This window comes from Roseobacter sp. MH60115 (assembly GCF_015644665.1).
Classification (GTDB): Bacteria; Pseudomonadota; Alphaproteobacteria; order Rhodobacterales; family Rhodobacteraceae; genus Roseobacter.
In genome coordinates, this window is sequence record NZ_JADOBQ010000003.1 from 452,862 (window position 1) to 471,062 (window position 18,201).

Consider the following 18,201-nt stretch of genomic DNA (forward strand, 5'->3'; position numbering starts at 1 on the left):
GACCTTTTGACAAAGATTGGCGACACCGTCGGAGGACATCATCCGACGGTGCAACGCCACCTCATCACTTCAACTGCGCGGCGGCTCGAATGGGTCCCATCCTGGCCGCCTGGATCAGAACCACCACCGGCGCATCGCCGGGTGCGGCAGCAGAGAGGGAGAGCGGCGCGCGACCGTCCCATTCTCCAAGCACTTTCCAGTCCTCGGTCACATTGGCATACTTAATCGTCCGGCCCGCATTTTCGCCGCGCGTGATCCGCGCCTTGCGCTGAGGCCTGTAGCGCAGCATCTGTACCACCATTGCCTCGCTGTTGCCCTGCAGGCGAGAGGCCTCGATCTGCACCTCATCACCGTGGCGCGTCAGCGACAGCGTGACCGGTTGCGACTGTTCCTTGTGCATCGCAATCGCTTCCGAAATCTGCATCGGTTTGGCGCCGACGATATCCGTCAGACCGTTCACGATCATTTCGGGCGTGTAGATCGACCGCCGCCCGGCAACCGTTGCATAGGCCCGCTGGCGCTCAGCATTGCGCGGATCGGCAAACTCATCTTTCCAGCCGATATAGTCCCAATAGTCCACGTGCAGCGCCAGTGCGATCACGTCATCGCGCTTGGCCAGCGCGTGCATCAACTCATCCGCTGGCGGGCAGGACGAACATCCCTGCGACGTGAACAGCTCCACGACAACCGGCGAGTTTTGCGCAACACCGGGCGTGGCCAGCAACCAAAGCGCGGCAAAGGCCTGCAACATTCGTTTCATGTGATTCCTCTTGCGGCCGTCAGAGCCGTTTCATGCACCGTAGAATCTCCCGACTGTAATGACCAATCAAGGTTTCTTGAGAGATTGCGAGGCAAATCCACTTGAAACGGTACACAATGGTATACAATTTTCAACCAACCGGGTGGATTTGAGTTGAACTGCCTTGCTCCATAGGGCATTGAACGCGCAACCCAAGACATGATCCAGCCCAAGCCAGAGGACACCCCTTATGCCCATTACCGTTGGTCACGACACTTCCAAAACCCGCAAAACCCTGAGTGTTGGCGCACAGAGCGTCGACTATTACTCCATTCCAGCCGCCACCGAGGCCGGTCTGGGGGACTTTGCAAACCTACCCGCTGCCCTGAAAGTGGTGCTGGAAAACATGCTGCGGTTCGAGGATGGCAAGACGGTCACCACCGACGACATCAAGGCCTTTGCCGAATGGGCGCAAAAGGGCGGCAAGAACCCCCGCGAGATTGCCTACCGCCCTGCCCGCGTGCTGCTGCAGGATTTCACCGGCGTGCCGGCGGTGGTCGATCTGGCCGCGATGCGCGACGCGATCATCAGCCTGGGTGGGGACGCGGAGAAGATCAACCCGCTGAACCCGGTCGATCTGGTCATCGACCACTCGGTCATGATCGACGAATTTGGCAATCCGCGCGCGTTTCAGATGAACGTGGACCGCGAGTATGAGCGCAACATGGAACGCTACACCTTCCTGAAATGGGGTCAGAAGGCGTTCAACAACTTCCGCGTTGTCCCCCCCGGCACCGGCATCTGCCACCAGGTGAACCTGGAATACCTCGCGCAGACCGTCTGGACTGACACCGATCAAAACGGCGCCGAGGTTGCCTACCCCGATACGCTTGTCGGCACCGACAGCCACACCACCATGGTCAACGGTGCCGCTGTTCTGGGCTGGGGCGTCGGCGGGATTGAGGCCGAAGCGGCGATGCTGGGCCAGCCGATCTCGATGCTAATCCCGGAGGTTGTCGGTTTCGAGCTGACCGGCCAGATGATGGAAGGCACCACGGGCACCGATCTGGTGCTGAAGGTGGTCGAGATGCTGCGCGAAAAAGGTGTGGTCAGCAAATTCGTTGAATTCTATGGCGCAGGCCTCGACAATCTGCCGCTGGCGGACCGCGCGACAATCGCCAATATGGCCCCTGAGTACGGCGCCACCTGCGGGTTTTTCCCCATCGATGACGAGACCCTGCGGTATCTGCGCAACACCGGTCGTGACGAAGACCGTGTCGCGCTGGTCGAAGCCTATGCCAAGGAAAACGGGTTCTGGAGGGGCGCCGATTACAGCCCGATCTACACCGACACGCTGCATCTGGACATGGGTACGATTGTCCCCGCAATCTCCGGGCCCAAACGCCCTCAGGACTACATCGCGCTTACCGAAGCAGCCGAAGCCTTTGGCGCCTACGTGAAAGGCCAGCGCCCCGAGCCCGCCGCGCGACCCGACGAAGAGGCCGAGATGACGGCAGAGGGCGGCGCGCCCGACCCGCATCATATCCCAGGCGACATCGGGCATCACAACTCCGCCGCCGTCAAAGGCGAGGACTACAAGCTGCATGACGGCTCCATCGTGATCGCCTCGATCACCTCCTGCACCAATACGTCCAACCCTTATGTGATGATCGGCGCGGGGCTGGTGGCCCGCAAGGCGCGCGAACGCGGTCTGACCCGCAAGCCCTGGGTCAAGACCTCGCTGGCGCCGGGCAGCCAGGTGGTTTCCGCCTATCTGGAAGCGGCTGAACTGCAGGACGATCTCGACGCCATCGGGTTCAACCTCGTGGGCTACGGCTGCACCACCTGCATCGGCAACTCCGGCCCGATCCAGAAAGAGCTCTCCGAAGCGATTGCAGAGGGCGATCTGATTGCGACCTCCGTGCTCTCGGGCAACCGCAATTTCGAAGGCCGGATCAGCCCCGACGTGCGTGCCAACTACCTGGCCTCGCCACCTTTGGTGGTGGCCTATGCGCTGGCGGGCGACATGAACATCGACATCGCCAAGGACCCGATTGCCCAGGACAAGGACGGCAAGGACGTCTACCTGAAAGACCTCTGGCCCACGTCACAGGAAATCGCGGAACTGGTCGAGGCCACGGTCACGCGCGATTCCTTCCAGGAGAAATACGCCGACGTCTTCAAGGGCGATGACAAATGGCAGGGTGTGGAGACCACCGACAGCAAAACCTATGACTGGCCGGTGTCCTCGACCTATGTGCAGAACCCGCCCTACTTCCAGGGCATGGGCAAGGAGCCCGGCACCATCAGCAACATCGACGGCGCCAAGGTGCTGGCCGTGCTGGGCGACATGATCACCACCGACCATATCTCCCCCGCCGGGTCCTTCAAGGACAGCACCCCCGCCGGTCAGTACCTGATCGAACGTCAGGTGCCCGTGCGCGAGTTCAACTCCTACGGCTCGCGCCGCGGCAACCACGAGGTGATGATGCGCGGTACCTTCGCCAACATCCGCATCAAGAACGAGATGCTGGACGGTGTCGAAGGCGGCTATACCAAGGGCCCCGACGGCGACCAGACGTCGATCTATGACGCGGCGATGGCCTATCAGGAAGCGGGCACCCCGCTGGTGGTCTTTGGTGGCGAGCAATATGGCGCGGGCTCTTCCCGTGACTGGGCCGCAAAGGGCACTGCGCTGCTGGGCGTCAAAGCGGTGATCGCGGAGAGCTTTGAGCGTATCCACCGGTCCAACCTCGTTGGCATGGGTGTCATTCCCTTCGAATTCACTGGCGGCGATACACGCAAATCGCTGGGCCTGACCGGGGAAGAGACTGTCTCCATTGCCGGTCTGGACACCATCAAGCCCCTGCAGGAAGTGCCCTGCACCATCACCATGGCCGACGGCTCGGTAAAGGAAATCACGCTGAAATGCCGGATCGATACCGCGATCGAGATTGAATACATCGAACACGGTGGCGTGCTGCATTATGTGCTGCGGAACCTCGCCCAAGCGGCCTGATTACGGCCATCCCAGAACGTCAGAAAGGCTCCGGATATGCTCCGGGGCCTTTTTCATGTGCACCTTTTCTCAGGAAGAGACGCTCCCTAGTCACCGTCAGGTTCGGCGGCATCCTGTCTGCGTTCTTCGATAAAATGGCGGCCTTCTTCACGCGCGGCTTCAAGCGCGGCTGCCCCGATCAATGCTCTGGGCAGTGGACCGCCCTGACCCTGGAGCCCGTACTGTGGATCGGCGGGATTTATGACCCTGCTTGAGGAGGCGGTCGAACGGCTGCCGTCAAAGCGTGGCGGTTCCGGCACCGTCTGGGCCTGAACGACGCTGGCCAGCAAGGCCGCGCAAAAACCGCAAAAGAAGTATCTCACAGACATCATGGGATAAGCTTTCCAACAGAAACCAAAACATAGCATGCTTCACTGCAATAGCGGTGACGGACTTAAATCATGATTAAGAACGGGTGATCTGACCGGATATGCAGACGCGAAAAGACGCCATCCACAGCGCTCGAAATCACTTTCCAATGGTTGAGAACTGCCACAAGCAAAGCGCCAAAGGCACACTTGCGATGCCCCCAACCGTTTCCATAACAAAGAAAATCCGGCGCAGAGCCTCTGGACCGCGGCGATTCAGTGGGGTAGCGATCACAGGCAGGCAACCGCTGACAGCATTGGACCTTCTCTCATCACCGGCATCGCAATGGATACCAGGGCCAATCTGATCGGCAGTATGTGGATGATCGCCTCCATGGCAGCTTTCACGGTCGAGGATAGCTTCATAAAAGCGGCCTCTGCCACGCTGCCGGTGGGGCAGATCCTGATCATCTTTGGCCTCGGCGGCGCCTTTGTCTTTGCCGGTCTGGCCCTGCTGCAAAAGGAACCGCTGGCCCCGCCAGAGGTGGTATCGCGCCCGATGCGCATCCGTGTGCTTTTTGAAATTGTCGGGCGTCTTTTCTTCATACTTGCCATTTCGCTTACACCGCTGTCTTCGGCCACGGTGATCCTGCAGGCGACACCGCTTGTCGTGGTTGCCGGGGCGGCCGTGGTCCTTGGCGAAAAGGTTGGCTGGCGCAGATGGGCGGCCATTCTCATTGGGCTGGTTGGGGTCGTGATCATCGTGCAGCCGGGCACGGAAAGCTTCTCCACGCTGTCGGTTCTGGCCATCATCGGCATGGTCGGATTTGCCGGGCGCGATCTGGCCAGCCGGGCCGCGCCGGCATCGCTCGGCACCTCGGTCCTGGGGCTCTACGGGTTTTTGTCTGTCGTGGTTGCCGGTGTGATCTTTGCGATCTGGCAGGGGGCGCCGTTCGTTGTGCCAACCGCAGGTGCATCGGTTTTCCTGGTAGGCGCAATCCTGGCCGGTGTCGTCGCGTATTCCTGCCTGATGAAGGCGATGCGCACCGGTGAAGTCTCTGCCGTAACGCCCTTCCGATACGTACGGCTGCTGTTCGGCATAGGCTTTGGCGTGATCTTCTTTGGCGAGCAGTTGAGCGCGTCGATGCTGCTTGGGTCGGCTGTGATTGTTCTGTCGGGCCTGTTTATCCTATGGCGCGGCAAACGGGCTGGCGCGCCGTCCTGACACCCGGATTTGCACAGCACACCGACACCCCTTGCCCGCGCGGGTGCGCTTACTGCGCCGCGCGTGCCTTTTCCAGTTCCGGCAGGAACCGCTGTTCATAATCGCTACCGATCAGCGGACCGGCAAAGCGGAAAAGCACGGTGCCTTCGGCGTCGAGAATAAAGGTCTCCGGCGGGGCGGTTACGCCCCAGTCGATTGCAGTGCGGCCCTGCGGGTCGAAGGCGACCGCCTCAAAGGGATTGCCGTCATCATCGAGATAGCGCGTCGCAGTGGCTTCCTGATCCTTGAAGTTCACACCGATGATCGGCATGCCCTCTGCGGCCATGCGCAGGAGGTTTGGATGCTCCGCCCGACATGGCGGGCACCAGCTGGCCCAGAAATTCACCAGCGTCACCTCGCCCGTGGCCATCGCCTCTGGCGTGACTGCCGGATAGTCGCCCAACGCATCCGTGGTGATCGCGGGCGCCGCCTGGCCGATCATCGTGGAGGGCAGATCATTCGGGTTGTCGCGGAACATGCCGATCCCCGCAAGCGCGACGAACCCGGCAAAGATCAGCGGCGGGGCGATCATCAGGGGCGAGACTTTAGGCATTTGGCTTGCTCCTCTTCTCCACGTCCTGCAGCGCGCGGCGGGCGCGGCGGCCCTGACGCAGGCTCAGTACGACCAGCAGGACCAGCAGCAGAATGGACACCCCGTAAGCGGACAGCACCGCATCGGCGTATTTGCCAAGATCAGGCATCACAGACGGGCCTCGCGGGCCTGTAGGGCGCGGGTGCGGCGCAGACGGATTTCCGTGCCCGTGCGGTAGAGCACCAGCGCCAGAAAGAGCAGCACGAAACCTGCGATACAGACCAGCAGCGGAATGTAGAAGACATCCGCCACGTTCTCTTCCTTGTCGAGGCTCAGGGACGCGCCCTGGTGCAGCCCCTGGTTCCAGAAGTTCACCGCATAGCGCGACAACACCGCGAAGACCGACCCCACAAGGCACAGTACGGAGGTGAGGTCAGCAGCCGTGTCCGGGTCCTCGATGGCTTCCCAAAGCGCGATGTAGCCCAGATAGAACAGGAACAGGATCAGAAAGGAGGTCAGGCGCGGATCCCACGCCCACCACGTGCCCCACATCGGCTGGCCCCAGATCGCGCCCGTACAAAGCGCAATCAGCGTCATCACAACACCAACCGGTGCCGCGGCCTTGGCGGCCAAAGCGCTGACATGGTGGCGCCGGATCAGCCAGATCAGCGAGGCCACCAGCATCATCACCCAGGCATTGATCGCCATCATTGCCGATGGCACGTGCAGGTAGATGATCTTGACGGTGGAGCCCTGCCGAAAATCATCCGGCGTGAAGAAAAACCCCCAGATCAGGCCAACGATCAGCGAAAGCGCCGCCAGACCCCAAAGCGCGGGCAGCACCCGTTCGCTGAGGCCCAGGAACTTCACCGGGTTTGCATAGCTCCAAAAGCCGGAGGGGCGTTTGGGTGTGGCTGTGTCTTCGGTCATGGACATGGCACTGATCTAAGCCTTTCGGCCATTTGGCTCAATGGGCAAATGGTCCTGCTCACCGCAAGTTCACCCGCAGCGCGGCGGCAGAGGCGAAGGGCATGATGGCCACAACGCCTGCCGTGATCCCCGCCAACATCAAGAGCGGCGTGAGCGGGTCCATCCCCGTCGCGCCGCGCCGCGCAGCCTCTGCGCCAAAGATCAGCGTCGGCACGTAGAGCGGCAGCACCAAGAGCGACATCAAGAGCCCGCCCCGTTTCACCCCCACCGTCAGCGCGGCCCCGAAGGTCCCGATGACCGAGAGCGCCGGGGTCCCGAGCAGCAGCGACAGGACCAGCCAGCCATACCCCGCCGTAGGGAGATTCAGCAGGATGCCCAGCACCGGCGCGGCCAGCACCAGCGGCAACCCGGTGGTGATCCAATGGGCCAGCGCCTTGATGCTGAGTGCTGCCTCCAGCGGCAGCGGCGAGGTGGCGAGCAAGTCGAGTGTGCCGTCTTCCCAGTCGAGCGCCAGCAGCCGGTCCAACGACAAGAGGCAAGCCAGCAAGGCACCAAGCCAGAGAATGCCCGGCGCGATGCGGGATAAAAGCTCCGACTGCGGGCCCACGCCAAAGGGCACCAGCACCGTCACGATCAGGAAAAACGCAAGCCCCAGGCCAAAGCCGCCCCCGGCCCGCACCGCCAGTTTCAAATCGCGACGCAGCAGCGCTGTCATAGGAACGCCTCGTCGCTGGCGCCCGCGCGTGTGTCCTGAGTCGCGCGAAAGGGCGTGACATCCAACACCTCAGATTCCAGCCCAAGGTCGATGTGGGTGGCGATCAGCGCTGCGCCACCAGCCCTCAGATGGGCGCGCACGGCGGCGGCAAATTGCGCCACGGCGTCCACGTCCAGCGAGACGGTCGGCTCGTCCAGCATCCAGATCGACCGCCCCGTGACCAGCAGGCGCGCCAGCCCCAACCTGCGTTTCTGCCCCGCCGACAGTGTGCCCGCCAGCCGGTCGATCAGCGGTGTCAGAGCGAAGGCGTCGAGGGCGGGTGCAATATCAGTCTGCCCAAACACATCGGCCCAAAAAGTCAGATTTTCCCGCACGGAAAGCATGGCCTTGAGCCCATCGGAATGCGCGGCATAGGCGATCTGCTCCTCTGCCCCATCGATCTGCCCGGCAAGCGGCGGTTGCAGCCCGGCCAGCGTGCGCAGCAAGGTGGTCTTGCCCGATCCGTTTGGTCCGCGCAGGATCAGCGCCTGCCCCGGCGCGAGTGTGAAGCTCAGCCCCTGCAGAACCGGCAGACCGCCGCGCGCCACGCAAAGATCACGGATCGTCAATGTCATGAGACAGCGTTAACCGATTGCCCGCGCAACCAAAAGCCCGATCAGGCGGTTATGATCAGACGGGGATCAGCGCCAGCGCGATGCGGCGGCCTTCGCTGAGCAACACGTTGTAGGTCCGGCAGGCGGCGGGTGAGGCCATGACCTCGACGCCCATGCCGGCGTCTTCCAGCGTGGCGCGCAGGTCAGACGGCAAGTGCGCGGTATCCGCCCCGGTGCCGACAAAAAGCACGTCGATGTCGTCTTTCAACGCCAGCAGCGCATCGACATCCTCATATCCTTGCCATCCGGTGGTCCCCTTGGGCCCCGCGATCACCGGGCCCTGGAAGACCTCGCCGCCGATGCGGAAGAACCCTGCGCCGTATCCTTCGATCGGCTTGGCGTCGGTAAATGATATTTCGTTCAGGCGCATGCCGGTCTCCTAGCCCCAGATCGGTAGCCCCAGAATAGCCGATGTCGCGATGATGAGGTAGGCCACCCGGCGAAAAAGAACCTCTGCCGTCGGATCGAACAGCCGGGCGCCGATCACATTGGCGATGATATTCGGGATGCCCGCCAACAGACCCAGCAGAGCGATTTTCCACACGAAAAGCTCCAGCACCGCGAAGGTGGTGATCAGGACCACATCGAACGCCAGCAGGTAGAGCAGGAAATTTGCGCGGATGACCGCAATGGGCAGGCGGCTGGACATGTAGAGCATGATCACCGGGGGCCCGGGCACCCCGGCAAAGCCGCCCATGAACCCGCCCAAGCCCCCGGTTGCGACTGTCATGGGGCGGGCCAGCACGCCTTTGTAGCGCCAGCCCGACATGACCAGGACCAGCAGGACCATGACGCAGATCGACACCACCCAGCCAAAGAACGTTGTGTCCATATACGACAAGCAGAAGACACCGACAGGAATGGTCAGGATCGCGCCGAGCATCAGCCGCCCCACATCACGCGGGGCACCGTCGCGCCAGGCTGCGGGCAGGTTCGGTATCGGGCCGACCAGTTCCGCCATCATCATGAAAATCACCGCCTCGACCGGAGAAAGCACGGAGGCCGCGACGGGCATGATGATCATGCCGCTGCCGAAGCCCGCAAATCCCCGCACCAACCCGGCCGCGAGGACGCCCAATGTCAGCCAGATCAGTCCGCTTGTATCGACACCACCTGAGAGCGCCTCAAGCATCTATGTTGGCGTATTGGTTGCCGGAATTGGCATCCGGCTTGGACCAGTCGCGTTTCACCCCCAGATAGAGCAGCGCGGCAGAGGCCACGAAGATCGAGGAATAGGTCCCCACGATCACGCCCCAGATCATCGCAAAGACAAAGCCGCGGATCACGTCACCGCCCAGCACAAACAGCGCGATCAGCGCCAACAGCGTGGTCACGGAGGTCATGAATGTCCGGCTGAGGGTCTCGTTAATGGAGATGTTCAGCACCTCGCTCAGCGGGCGTTTCTTGTATTTGCGCAGGTTTTCCCGCACCCGGTCAAAGACCACCACGGTATCGTTCAGCGAATAGCCGACGATGGTCAGCAAGGCCGCGATGATCGCGAGGTCAAAGCGGATCTGCAGTTCGGAAAAGACGCCAATGGTCAGGATCACGTCATGCACCAGCGCCAGCACCGCGCCCAGGGCAAACTGCCATTCGAAACGCAGCCAGATGTAGATCAGCACCGCCCCGATGGCGAGCACGACGGCAATCGCCGCTGTCTGGATCAATTCACCGGATACTTTTGGCCCGACGGATTCGACGGAAACGAATTTGATATCCGGCCGCACCGTTCTCAGCGCCTCCTGCACGGCGGCAATCACTTCGGTTGTCACCGCTTCCTGCCCGTCCTGCGCCTGAATGCGGATCATCGCCACATTCTGATCGGGTCCGAAGGTCGGGTCGAACACTTCGGTGATCGACACGTCCCCCAGCTCCAGCACGGCAATGGCGTCGCGGTAGACGCCGATCTCGACCGGCAGCGGGCTTTCGGTACGGATCGTCGTGCCGCCCCGGAAATCGATGCCGAAATTCAGCCCCTGGATCATGAAGGAAGCAAAGGCCACCACCATCATTAGACCGGAGATGCCCAGCCAGAGCTTCCAGCGTTTGAAGAAATCGAAATTCGTATTCTGTTTGACCAGTTTCAGGCGCATATCAAATCTCGATTGTTTTGGGGCGGCGACGCTCGAACCACATCACCACCAGCAGGCGCGTGACGAAGATCGCTGTGAAGACCGAGGTCAGGATGCCCAGACCCAGCGTGATCGCAAAGCCGCGCACCGGGCCAGAGCCCATGGCAAAGAGGATCGTGGCGGTGATGAACGTGGTGATATTGGCGTCGAGGATCGCGCTGAGCGCTTTTTCATAGCCCAGCTCAATCGCCCGGGCGGGACCTTTGGACGTCTTCAATTCCTCGCGAATCCGTTCGAAGATCAGCACGTTTGCGTCCACCGCCATCCCGACCGTCAGCACGATCCCGGCAATCCCCGGCAGGGTCAGCGTGGCGCCGATCAGGCTCAGCAGCCCAAAGATCAGCCCGATGTTGATGATCAGCGCGATATTGGCAAAGACACCGAAGAGCCCATAGCTAAGGAACATGAAGACGAGCACGGCGCTGAAGGCCACGATGGTCGCGATCTTGCCCGCGTCGATGCTGTCCTGGCCCAGTTCCGGACCGATGGTGCGTTCTTCGAGGAATTCGAGCCCCGCAGGCAGGGCCCCTGCCCGCAGAAGCACCGCGAGATTGGTCGATTCCTCCACCGTGAAGCGCCCGGTGATGATGCCGGACCCGCCCGGAATATGGCTCTGGATCGTGGGGGCGCTGACCACTTCGTCGTCCAAAATGATCGCAAAGGGCGATCCGATGTTCTCCGCTGTGTAATCGCCGAACTTGCGGGCGCCGGAGGTGTTGAACCGGAAGTTTACCGCCGGGCGACCGTTCTGATCAAACGCAGGCTGCGCGTCCACCAGTTCCTCGCCGGTCACGACGGGCGCCGCTTCGATGGTGTAGAAAACGCCGGGTTCATCCAAAGACGGCACGATCTTGTTGCCGATCCCGGCAGAGGCGTCAGGGTTCGTGCCCCGCGTCACCACCGGGTTGAAGGTCAGTTGCGCCGTGGTGCCGATGATCTCTTTCAACTCGCCCGCCGACCCGATGCCGGGCACCTGAATGAGGATACGGTCCGCACCCTGACGCTGGATCGTGGGCTCGCGGGTGCCGACCTCGTCGATGCGGCGGCGAATGATTTCAAGGCTCTGCTGAACGGTGCGTTCGTCTGTCGCGAGCTTTTCAGCCTCCGATAGGGTGACGATGATCAGGTCGCTTTCCGCGCGCACCTCAATGTCATTGGCACCCACCCCGGTCAGGGTTTGCACCGGGCGCGCCAGCCCGCGCACGATTTCCAGCGCGCGTGGCATGCCCTCCGGCTGACGAATACGAACGCGCACCTCATCTGCGGCAGACGGTTGTTGAACGACCCCACCAATAATGGCGCGTTCTTGTGCAAGAGCGTTGCGGATTTCCGGCCAGGCCGCCTGCATGCGCGCGGTGTAGACATCCTCGACCTGCACCTCTGCCAGCAGATGCGCGCCGCCGCGCAGATCGAGCCCGAGGTTCACCAGCCCCGAGGGCATCCAATCCGGCCACCGGGCCTGATCCGCCAGATTTTCCGGCGTGGTGGCACCCAGTTCAATGGCCTGAACCGCGTCATTGTGTTTTTCAACGTTTGTGTAGAAGGCGTTGGGCATCGCAAGCCACAGGCCCACCGCACAGGTCAGCCAGATGGTGATCCGCTTCCAAAGATCGATTTGCAGCATGTCTACGCCTTTTCGAACGCGTCAGGAGGCGTTGTTACTTCGCCGGTTCGGTCTTGGAAACAACGGTGGCGATGGTGGATTGCACCACGCGTACCTTCACGCCGTCGGCGATTTCCAGCTCCAACTCACCGTCTTCCTTGACCTTGGCCACCTTGCCGATGATCCCGCCCTGGGTCACCACCTGATCGCCGCGGCGCAGCGCGGCCACCATCGCCTGATGCTCTTTGACTTTTTTCTGCTGGGGGCGGATCAGCAGGAAATACATGATCGCAAAGATCAGGATGAGGGGCACAAATTGCGCGAACGCTTCCATGAAAATGGTCCTTCCGGGTAGAATGCGGCCGCCTCTGTCCGGGCCGCAAAGTTTGGCGGAACCTATGGGCTGAAAAGGCGCTTTGCAAGGGAGACAGCGCAGGTTTCGCGTTTGTTTTGCCCCGAAGGCGCATCCCTTGCAGCCGGGCCTTGGCCAAACGCGCAAAAGGCGTCATGGTCAGCGCGATGAAGCGTTGTGAAAGCCCCTGTCCGAATGCCGCCTGTCCGCCTGTCCACCCTGATTTTCCTGTGCGTCTGCGCTTGCCTCGGGGGCGTGGCGGCGCAGGCCGAACCGATGCCCGCCCTTGCGGAAGACGCGCGCAAGTTCTGGACCACCGTGGGCCTTGTGAATGTCGCCGGACACCGGACAAAATCATCCTGCACCGGCACCCTGATTGCGCCCGACCTTGTGGTGACGGCGGCGCATTGCGCAGGCGATGATCGCCATTTCGTCGCCGGTTGGGATCGCGGCACCTTCGCCGCGCACCGCAGGTCTGCGGAGGCCGTGGTGCACCCCAACTACCGGACAGCAAAGGGCAATGACCGCTTCCGATACGATGTGGCGGTGCTGCGGCTGGCCGACCCTATCAGCCCGGCAGAGTTGGACCCGGTTTCCCTGAATGCCCAGCCCGCGCGGCGTGTCGGCCCGTTTACCGTTCTGGGTTACCATCGCAAACGCCCGCACATTCTGAACGGGCGTTCGGATTGCGCGTCGGCAAAAAATGCCGGACCTTCCATATTGGTGCTCGATTGCGAGGTCATACCCGGCAATTCAGGGGGGCCGGTGCTGGCTGCTGATGGCGACGGTTGGACGATTGTTGCAATTGTCTCGGGCCGTGTCGGCGGCGAGGTGCCGCTGGCCCTGGCGGCCCCGGTTGATGATTGGCTGATCGGCCAATGGCAGGCAGCCCTTGACCGGGCCGGAACATCCGCCACGCGCTGAATTCTCATGGTTACGTGTCGGCGCAAGATCGGTCATAAGCATGGGAACTGGACGACTCAGACCAAGGACTGCCGACATGCATGATATCCGTGCCATTCGTGAACATCCCGATACTTTCGATGCCGCATTGGCGCGGCGCGGAGAAGCGCCTGCATCGGCTGCGCTTCTGGCGCTGGACGCGGCGCGCCGGGCCAAGATCAAGGCTGCGGAGACCGCACAGGCAGATCAGAACAAGGCCTCCAAGGAAGTGGGTGCCGCAAAGGCCGCAGGCAATGAAGCGGAGTTCGAACGTCTGCGCGCGCTGGTCGGTGAGAAAAAGGCCGAAGTCGCCGCCATGCAGGCGGAAGCCAAAGAGCTTGACGCCCAGCTGACCGAGAAACTGGGATGGATCGCCAATCTGCCCGCCGAGGATGTGCCGGATGGCGCGGATGAAGAGGACAATGTCGAAGTGAACCGCTGGGGCGATGTGCCGAGTTTCGCATTCGCGCCGAAGGAGCATTACGAGATCGCAGGCGTTGCCGCGTCGATGGATTTCGAAACCGCTGCCAAGACCTCGGGCGCGCGGTTTGTGATGCTCAAAGGGGCTGTGGCACGCATTCACCGCGCGCTGGCGCAGTTCATGATCGACACGCATGTGGATCACAACGGGTTGACGGAAGTGAACTGCCCGGTGCTGGTGCGCGATGAGGCGATGTATGGCACCGACAAGCTGCCGAAATTCTCCGAAGACAGCTACAAGACCACCGAAGACATGTGGCTGATTTCGACCTCCGAGATCACGCTGACCTATTCGGTGGCGGGCGACGTGCTGGAGGAGACGGATTTACCGCGCCGGATGACCGCGCATACGTTGTGTTTCCGGTCCGAGGCAGGCAGTGCGGGCCGGGACACAGCGGGCATGCTGCGCCAGCATCAGTTCGAGAAGGTGGAGATGGTGTCCGTCACCCTGCCCGATCAATCGGATGCGGAGCAGAAGCGCATGCTGCGCTGTGCCGAGGATATTCTGGAGCGGTTGGGCATCCCCTATCGCACCGTGATCCTCTGCACTGGTGACATGGGGTTTGGGGCGAAGCGGACCTACGATATCGAGGCGTGGTTGCCCGGTCAGGACAGCTACCGCGAGATTTCATCGGTCTCCACCACCGGCGATTTCCAGGCGCGGCGGATGAATGCGCGCTACAAGCCTGCCGATGGCGGCAAGCCCCGGTTCGTGCATACGCTGAACGGGTCGGGTCTTGCGGTCGGGCGGTGTCTGATTGCCGTGCTCGAGAATGGGCAGCAGGAGGATGGCGCGGTTGTCTTGCCCGGCGTGCTGGCGCCCTATCTTGGCGGCAAGACGACACTGACCCCGGAAGGTCAGCTGGTTTGAAACAGGCTTGGGGCGCTGCCCCAAACCCCGGCATATTTGGCGAACAATGAAGATCAGCGGTTGGGGGTGACCTCGTAGCCGCGCGCTTCGGGTTCGTCATCGATCAGTTCCAGCGGGAATCCGGGGGCGCGGATCTCGAGGCCGGTGGCCTCTTCCAGCCGTTCGATCATGCGGTCGGACTGCGCGCGGGCGCCGTAGCGCGCCTGTCCATCCGCCATCATCTCGATCACCTTGGGGGAGAGTTCGAGCGGGACCCCGTGTACATCGGCCAGTTTTTGGAAGAGCCCGATGTCTTTTTGCACCAGATCCATGGTGAAGTTCACGTCGCGGGATCCCGACAGGATCAGCTGGCTTTCTGTTTCATGCACAAAGGAGGTGCCTGACGACATCGCAATCGCCTCGTAGGTAGTACCCATGTCCATTCCTGCGGCTTTCATGACCGTGAGCGCCTCGCACAGGGTCAGCAGGTTAGCCGTTGCAAGATAGTTGGTCATCACTTTGAGAACGCTGGCGTTTCCGATCTCGCCCACATGCAGGATACGGCGCCCCATAGCGGTCAGGACCGGCAGCACGCGCTCGAAGGTGGCCCTGTCACAGCCTGCGTAGATCGAGATGTTGCCGGTGTCCGCGCGGTGGCATCCGCCTGAGACCGGGCAGTCAACGGCGGCGCCCCCCCGAGCGATGACCAGCGCGCCCAGGCGTTTGACTTCGGCAGCATCCGTTGTCGACATCTCCATCCAGATTTTACCGGGTGCGACGTGGGGCAGCATCTCCTCGAGCACCGCGGCGGAGGCCGCAGGCGATGGCAGACAGGTGATCACCGCATCGCAGTCCTGCATCATCCGGGCCGGGTTCTGCCCTTCTGTCGCGCCCTGAGCGACCTTTGCCGCCATCAGTTTCGCATTGAGATCAAAGACCTGCACGTCCATCCCGTTGCGGATCAGCGAGCCGCAGAGCTTGCCGCCGACATTGCCCAGCCCGATAAAACCGATTTTCATGTCGTATTCCCTCGCCGTCTATTTTGGGCAGCCTGCGCATCGGTGTGGACGGGGTCGCGTCTGTTTGCGACCTTTGCGATTGACCCGTGAAATGCGCGGCGTACCCTGAGGCAATGGCAGAGAGGGTGCAGCAAAAAGCGTCGGACAAGGCCGCCGGGATCGAGGTCACCGACGGGTTTGAACCCTTTGCGCAGCGCAATGACATTTTCACCCGGGCGTTCTGGGATCCCGCGGTGCGTAACGCGCGGTCGGATGCGTTTTTTGCCTCTTACCGGATGGAGGCAATCCCGCGCCGGGGCGACGGGTTTGGTCAGCGGGACTTTGCGCTGCGCAATGCGTCCTGGCTGATCTCGGATGTGATGACGGACCGCTTTGCCGATCAGGGCCGTCGCGAAGGGTTTCAGGCCCCGATCAGTGCGGACACACCCGTTGCCCCGGTGGCCCTCGACGTCCCGAACGTGGGCGCGATGTCACATGAGATCAAAAAGGTGGCGCGTTTTTTCAAGGCCGATCTCTGCGGGATCACCGGGGTTGATCCGCGTTGGCACTACAGCGCCCGTATCGACACGCGCGATCTTTCTGACGCGCCGAACGATCTGCCGGAGGGGATCACGTCTGTCATCGTGTTGGGGCATGAAATGGACGCCGATCTTGTCGATACCTACCCGGCAGCAACCGCGGGTGCGGCCACCGGGCGTGCCTACAGTCAGGAGGTTGCCACCGTGATGCAGCTGGCCGCCTACATCCGCAATCTTGGGTATGAGGCCGTCCCGTCGATGAACGACACGGCGCTGGTGATTCCCTATGCGCTGCAGGCGGGGCTGGGGGAATATGCGCGCAATCAGATGGTGATCACGCCGGAATTTGGGCCGCGGCTGCGGTTTTCGAAGATTTTCACGTCCCTGCCCCTGGCGCATGACGCCCCCAGACCACTGGGCGTCCGGGCATTTTGCGACATTTGCACCAAATGCGCCGAGGCCTGCCCGGTCAAGGCCCTGCCCTTCGGTCCGCCGGAGGTCGGGGGTCACAACATCTCCGCGCTCAAGGGGGTGCGCAAGTGGACGTCGGACGCGGAGAAATGCTTTGGGTTCTGGGCCAAGCTGGCCTCCGATTGCGCGATCTGCCTGCGGGTCTGTCCGTTCAATCGGGATTTTCGCAAATGGTATCACCGGCTCTGGCTGCGCCTTGCGCTATCACCCCTCAGGCAGGTGGCGCTTTGGCTGGATAAGGGGCGTGGGGGGCGGAAGAAGCCGGGCGCCTGGTGGTCCGCCCCCTAGGCCATCAGGGGATCGACCGGCGCACGTTGCCGTGCCAGTCTTCGCCCGCAATCGGTTGTGCCTCGAAGGCTGCGCGCGCATCGCTGTCCATCGCAACATCGCGCAGCTCCGCCAGCATGATGCCAAGAAATACGCCTGTTGCCAGAAGCAAGAGCGTGTGGGTGACACTCCGCAGTGGGCTGTGACGTTCTTCAATCGCTGTTTCGTAAACCATCTGAGCCTCCTTTCAGCTAAGCCCGCTCGGGGCCTATGCCGATATAGAGGCGCATCAGAAATAATGTAAACGAATATATGACATGCCATGCATCACATATCGTGATGTCTGATGTTACGGCTCCAAGCCGCCCGATGCCGACACCGATTTGCACACCATCTGCCAATACTGCGCCGTGACATCGTCCAGCGACAACCTGCCATCCGCGCGGAACCACGTGTTGATGCCGGTCAGCATGGCAATCACCGCGCGCGTTGCGATCTTGGTATCGGCCACGGCAAAATCACCGGTAATCACACCTGCCCGCAATATGGCCTCCAGCCGGTCTTCATAGGCCCGGCGCAGGGTTTCGATCTGCGCGAAATTCGCCGGGGTCAGGTTGCGCAATTCCATATAAGCGATGAAAACCGCATCCGGGCGATCATGGTGGAAGTGGATATGAAACTGGACAAACTGCTCCAGCCGCACCACCGGATCAGCCTCGATATCGTCCTGGAACGCTGCCAGCAGCGCATCCAGGTGGCTTTGCATGAGGTCAAAAAGCAGGCTTTGCTTGTCCGGTGTGTAGTTGTAGAGCGCGCCGACCTGGACCCCGACCTCGCGCGCGATTTCACGCATGGAAACCGCCGCAAAGCCCTGACGGGCAAAGAGCTTTTGCGCCGCTGCGCGTACGCGCGGACCAGTGATACCTGAATGTGAACCTGCGGTACGGGCCATGATGGCGCAGGATATCTGAACAAGCGTTCAAAACAAACCCTCCTTGCGCGCGTCGGGCGCTTGGGGCACAACAATTGCGACCAACAGGAGCCCTTTCATGCGCCTTGCCGCCCTTTTGATGCTCATCCTCGGCGCCGTCGGCTGTGTGCAGTTCCCCGAAATCGATGATGCAACCGGGCAGGCAGCGCGAGACGCGGATTTTCCGGATCTGATTCCCTTTGATCCGCTGTTGGCCTCCACCGAAGCATCGCAAACCGAGAGCGCCGGGACACAAGAGCAGATCGAGGCCCGGGTCGCCGGTTTGCAGGCGCGCGCCGCAGGGTTGCGCGGATCGGTGCTCAGCGGTCAGGAGCGGAACCGGCTGGAAGAAGAGGTGCAATAGCACCAAGCGCGTTGCACGTCGCGGCCGAACCCGC

General features: G+C 61.9%; 21 protein-coding genes. 6 read left to right on the top strand and 15 right to left on the bottom strand.

Going from position 1 to position 18,201, the window contains the following annotated elements:
• Window positions 1-64: 64 nt before the first annotated feature.
• Window positions 65-760: a DUF1223 domain-containing protein gene (locus tag ISX84_RS12635; RefSeq protein ID WP_195820720.1), complete on the bottom strand. Its 696-nt coding sequence runs from the start codon at window positions 758-760 to the stop codon at window positions 65-67.
• Between the two features lie 229 nt (window positions 761-989).
• On the opposite strand from ISX84_RS12635, the gene acnA reads away from it, so the two are divergent.
• Window positions 990-3,758: an aconitate hydratase AcnA gene (gene acnA, locus ISX84_RS12640; RefSeq protein WP_195820721.1), complete on the top strand. Its 2,769-nt coding sequence runs from the start codon at window positions 990-992 to the stop codon at window positions 3,756-3,758.
• 86 nt (window positions 3,759-3,844) lie between these two features.
• On the opposite strand, the gene ISX84_RS12645 is transcribed toward acnA, so the two are convergent.
• Window positions 3,845-4,129 carry a hypothetical protein gene (locus ISX84_RS12645; RefSeq protein WP_195820722.1) on the bottom strand — a complete coding sequence of 95 codons (285 nt, stop codon included), beginning with the start codon at window positions 4,127-4,129 and terminating at the stop codon, window positions 3,845-3,847.
• A gap of 322 nt (window positions 4,130-4,451) precedes the next feature.
• Between ISX84_RS12645 and ISX84_RS12650 the strand changes: the two genes are divergently transcribed.
• Window positions 4,452-5,330: a DMT family transporter gene (locus tag ISX84_RS12650; protein WP_268247475.1), complete on the top strand. Its 879-nt coding sequence runs from the start codon at window positions 4,452-4,454 to the stop codon at window positions 5,328-5,330.
• Between the two features lie 49 nt (window positions 5,331-5,379).
• On the opposite strand, the gene ISX84_RS12655 is transcribed toward ISX84_RS12650, so the two are convergent.
• Genes ISX84_RS12655 through yajC form a run of 10 tightly spaced genes read right to left on the bottom strand, consistent with a single transcriptional unit; the run spans window position 5,380 to window position 12,268 of the window.
• Window positions 5,380-5,922 (bottom strand): DsbE family thiol:disulfide interchange protein, encoded by a 543-nt coding sequence (locus tag ISX84_RS12655; protein ID WP_195820723.1) that lies wholly within the window; start codon window positions 5,920-5,922, stop codon window positions 5,380-5,382.
• Window positions 5,915-6,070, bottom strand: a complete 156-nt coding sequence (gene ccmD, locus ISX84_RS12660) for a heme exporter protein CcmD (protein WP_195820724.1) — start codon at window positions 6,068-6,070, stop codon at window positions 5,915-5,917. The genes ISX84_RS12655 and ccmD overlap by 8 nt, the downstream gene beginning before the upstream one ends.
• The gene (locus tag ISX84_RS12665) at window positions 6,070-6,831 is read right to left on the bottom strand and encodes a heme ABC transporter permease (protein ID WP_442800623.1); all 762 of its coding nucleotides are present in this window, start codon (window positions 6,829-6,831) and stop codon (window positions 6,070-6,072) included. Before ISX84_RS12665 ends, ccmD begins: the two co-directional genes overlap by 1 nt.
• Window positions 6,832-6,889: 58 nt before the next feature.
• Window positions 6,890-7,546, bottom strand: coding sequence for a heme exporter protein CcmB (gene ccmB, locus ISX84_RS12670; RefSeq protein ID WP_195820726.1), 657 nt, complete (start codon window positions 7,544-7,546; stop codon window positions 6,890-6,892).
• Complete coding sequence (ccmA, locus tag ISX84_RS12675) at window positions 7,543-8,160, bottom strand: heme ABC exporter ATP-binding protein CcmA (RefSeq protein WP_195820727.1); 618 nt, start codon at window positions 8,158-8,160, stop codon at window positions 7,543-7,545. Before ccmA ends, ccmB begins: the two co-directional genes overlap by 4 nt.
• Before the next feature lie 55 nt (window positions 8,161-8,215).
• The gene (locus ISX84_RS12680) at window positions 8,216-8,569 is read right to left on the bottom strand and encodes an Mth938-like domain-containing protein (RefSeq protein ID WP_195820728.1); all 354 of its coding nucleotides are present in this window, start codon (window positions 8,567-8,569) and stop codon (window positions 8,216-8,218) included.
• 9 nt (window positions 8,570-8,578) lie between these two features.
• On the bottom strand, window positions 8,579-9,331 hold the full coding sequence (locus tag ISX84_RS12685) for a sulfite exporter TauE/SafE family protein (RefSeq protein ID WP_195820729.1): 753 nt from the start codon (window positions 9,329-9,331) through the stop codon (window positions 8,579-8,581).
• A complete protein-coding gene (gene secF / locus ISX84_RS12690; RefSeq protein ID WP_195820730.1) occupies window positions 9,324-10,292 on the bottom strand; it encodes a protein translocase subunit SecF in 969 nt (322 codons plus the stop codon). Before secF ends, ISX84_RS12685 begins: the two co-directional genes overlap by 8 nt.
• 1 nt (window position 10,293) lies before the next feature.
• Complete coding sequence (gene secD / locus ISX84_RS12695) at window positions 10,294-11,955, bottom strand: protein translocase subunit SecD (RefSeq protein WP_195820731.1); 1,662 nt, start codon at window positions 11,953-11,955, stop codon at window positions 10,294-10,296.
• 34 nt (window positions 11,956-11,989) lie between these two features.
• Entirely contained in the window at window positions 11,990-12,268 is a 279-nt protein-coding gene (gene yajC, locus ISX84_RS12700; protein WP_195820732.1) for a preprotein translocase subunit YajC, read from the bottom strand.
• Between the two features lie 213 nt (window positions 12,269-12,481).
• Here yajC and ISX84_RS12705 point away from each other — a divergent pair, with 213 nt between their 5' ends.
• Window positions 12,482-13,210 (top strand): trypsin-like serine peptidase, encoded by a 729-nt coding sequence (locus ISX84_RS12705; RefSeq protein WP_195820733.1) that lies wholly within the window; start codon window positions 12,482-12,484, stop codon window positions 13,208-13,210.
• A gap of 76 nt (window positions 13,211-13,286) precedes the next feature.
• On the top strand, window positions 13,287-14,579 hold the full coding sequence (gene serS / locus ISX84_RS12710; protein ID WP_195820734.1) for a serine--tRNA ligase: 1,293 nt from the start codon (window positions 13,287-13,289) through the stop codon (window positions 14,577-14,579).
• Between the two features lie 53 nt (window positions 14,580-14,632).
• Here the strand turns inward: serS and ISX84_RS12715 are convergent, their stop codons facing one another.
• Window positions 14,633-15,577 (bottom strand): NAD(P)-dependent oxidoreductase, encoded by a 945-nt coding sequence (locus ISX84_RS12715; RefSeq protein ID WP_195820735.1) that lies wholly within the window; start codon window positions 15,575-15,577, stop codon window positions 14,633-14,635.
• Window positions 15,578-15,702: 125 nt separating this feature from the next.
• Here ISX84_RS12715 and ISX84_RS12720 point away from each other — a divergent pair, with 125 nt between their 5' ends.
• Window positions 15,703-16,854, top strand: coding sequence for a 4Fe-4S double cluster binding domain-containing protein (locus tag ISX84_RS12720; protein WP_326838735.1), 1,152 nt, complete (start codon window positions 15,703-15,705; stop codon window positions 16,852-16,854).
• Window positions 16,855-16,858: 4 nt separating this feature from the next.
• Here the strand turns inward: ISX84_RS12720 and ISX84_RS12725 are convergent, their stop codons facing one another.
• Together ISX84_RS12725 and ISX84_RS12730 are read right to left on the bottom strand one after the other, a co-directional pair.
• A complete protein-coding gene (locus ISX84_RS12725; protein ID WP_195820737.1) occupies window positions 16,859-17,068 on the bottom strand; it encodes a hypothetical protein in 210 nt (69 codons plus the stop codon).
• A gap of 114 nt (window positions 17,069-17,182) precedes the next feature.
• The gene (locus ISX84_RS12730) at window positions 17,183-17,785 is read right to left on the bottom strand and encodes a TetR/AcrR family transcriptional regulator (RefSeq protein ID WP_195820738.1); all 603 of its coding nucleotides are present in this window, start codon (window positions 17,783-17,785) and stop codon (window positions 17,183-17,185) included.
• 97 nt (window positions 17,786-17,882) lie between these two features.
• Between ISX84_RS12730 and ISX84_RS12735 the strand changes: the two genes are divergently transcribed.
• Window positions 17,883-18,167: a hypothetical protein gene (locus ISX84_RS12735; protein WP_195820739.1), complete on the top strand. Its 285-nt coding sequence runs from the start codon at window positions 17,883-17,885 to the stop codon at window positions 18,165-18,167.
• Window positions 18,168-18,201 lie beyond the last annotated feature (34 nt).

Coding starts and splice junctions, on each gene's coding strand:
- ISX84_RS12635 (WP_195820720.1), bottom strand. CDS start 760: ATGAAACGAATGTTGCAGGCCTTTGCCGCGCTTTGGTTGCTGGCCACG.
- acnA (WP_195820721.1), top strand. CDS start 990: ATGCCCATTACCGTTGGTCACGACACTTCCAAAACCCGCAAAACCCTG.
- ISX84_RS12645 (WP_195820722.1), bottom strand. CDS start 4,129: ATGATGTCTGTGAGATACTTCTTTTGCGGTTTTTGCGCGGCCTTGCTG.
- ISX84_RS12650 (WP_268247475.1), top strand. CDS start 4,452: ATGGATACCAGGGCCAATCTGATCGGCAGTATGTGGATGATCGCCTCC.
- ISX84_RS12655 (WP_195820723.1), bottom strand. CDS start 5,922: ATGCCTAAAGTCTCGCCCCTGATGATCGCCCCGCCGCTGATCTTTGCC.
- ccmD (WP_195820724.1), bottom strand. CDS start 6,070: ATGCCTGATCTTGGCAAATACGCCGATGCGGTGCTGTCCGCTTACGGG.
- ISX84_RS12665 (WP_442800623.1), bottom strand. CDS start 6,831: ATGACCGAAGACACAGCCACACCCAAACGCCCCTCCGGCTTTTGGAGC.
- ccmB (WP_195820726.1), bottom strand. CDS start 7,546: ATGACAGCGCTGCTGCGTCGCGATTTGAAACTGGCGGTGCGGGCCGGG.
- ccmA (WP_195820727.1), bottom strand. CDS start 8,160: ATGACATTGACGATCCGTGATCTTTGCGTGGCGCGCGGCGGTCTGCCG.
- ISX84_RS12680 (WP_195820728.1), bottom strand. CDS start 8,569: ATGCGCCTGAACGAAATATCATTTACCGACGCCAAGCCGATCGAAGGA.
- ISX84_RS12685 (WP_195820729.1), bottom strand. CDS start 9,331: ATGCTTGAGGCGCTCTCAGGTGGTGTCGATACAAGCGGACTGATCTGG.
- secF (WP_195820730.1), bottom strand. CDS start 10,292: ATGCGCCTGAAACTGGTCAAACAGAATACGAATTTCGATTTCTTCAAA.
- secD (WP_195820731.1), bottom strand. CDS start 11,955: ATGCTGCAAATCGATCTTTGGAAGCGGATCACCATCTGGCTGACCTGT.
- yajC (WP_195820732.1), bottom strand. CDS start 12,268: ATGGAAGCGTTCGCGCAATTTGTGCCCCTCATCCTGATCTTTGCGATC.
- ISX84_RS12705 (WP_195820733.1), top strand. CDS start 12,482: ATGCCGCCTGTCCGCCTGTCCACCCTGATTTTCCTGTGCGTCTGCGCT.
- serS (WP_195820734.1), top strand. CDS start 13,287: ATGCATGATATCCGTGCCATTCGTGAACATCCCGATACTTTCGATGCC.
- ISX84_RS12715 (WP_195820735.1), bottom strand. CDS start 15,577: ATGAAAATCGGTTTTATCGGGCTGGGCAATGTCGGCGGCAAGCTCTGC.
- ISX84_RS12725 (WP_195820737.1), bottom strand. CDS start 17,068: ATGGTTTACGAAACAGCGATTGAAGAACGTCACAGCCCACTGCGGAGT.
- ISX84_RS12730 (WP_195820738.1), bottom strand. CDS start 17,785: ATGGCCCGTACCGCAGGTTCACATTCAGGTATCACTGGTCCGCGCGTA.
- ISX84_RS12735 (WP_195820739.1), top strand. CDS start 17,883: ATGCGCCTTGCCGCCCTTTTGATGCTCATCCTCGGCGCCGTCGGCTGT.